Annotated in this window: 1 protein-coding gene; it reads left to right on the forward strand. The window is 69.0% G+C overall.

The window, feature by feature from the left end; genetic code table 11:
• Positions 1–170: 170 nt before the first annotated feature.
• The coding region (locus I6F37_RS41945) for a 3-keto-5-aminohexanoate cleavage protein (protein ID WP_225154665.1) at positions 171–416 on the forward strand (246 nt) is incomplete at its 3' end.

The following is a 416-nucleotide window of genomic DNA, read 5'->3' on the forward strand; positions in this document are numbered from 1 at the left end:
GTGGTGGTCCGGCGGCGTGGAGATGTCGGCTCGGATGCTCGCGACCACCGGGCTGCAGCTGCCGGTGATGAACCCGGAGACGGCGCTGTTGATCCACCTCGTCGCCCAGTGAGCCGTCGCCGACCGACCGGTCGCTCCGGGGGGTGGCGGCTCCCGTAGGGTGCGCCTCGATGAGCCAACCCGTCATCCTCGAAGTTGCGGTCAATGGGGCCACCCGACGAACGCAGAACCCGAACGTTCCGATCACGCCCGACGAGATCGCCGCCGATTGCATCGCCTGCATCGACGCCGGCGCGACGATCGTGCACCATCACGACGACCCTCGGGCGTTCGCCGAACCAGGACCGGCCGGCATGGCGGCGCTGTCGCATGCGACGTTCAGCCAGATCCTCGCGGCTCGACCGGACGCATTGATG

Origin of the sequence: Bradyrhizobium sp. NBAIM08 (assembly GCF_020193935.1) — a bacterium.
Lineage (GTDB): Bacteria > Pseudomonadota > Alphaproteobacteria > Rhizobiales > Xanthobacteraceae > Bradyrhizobium > Bradyrhizobium yuanmingense.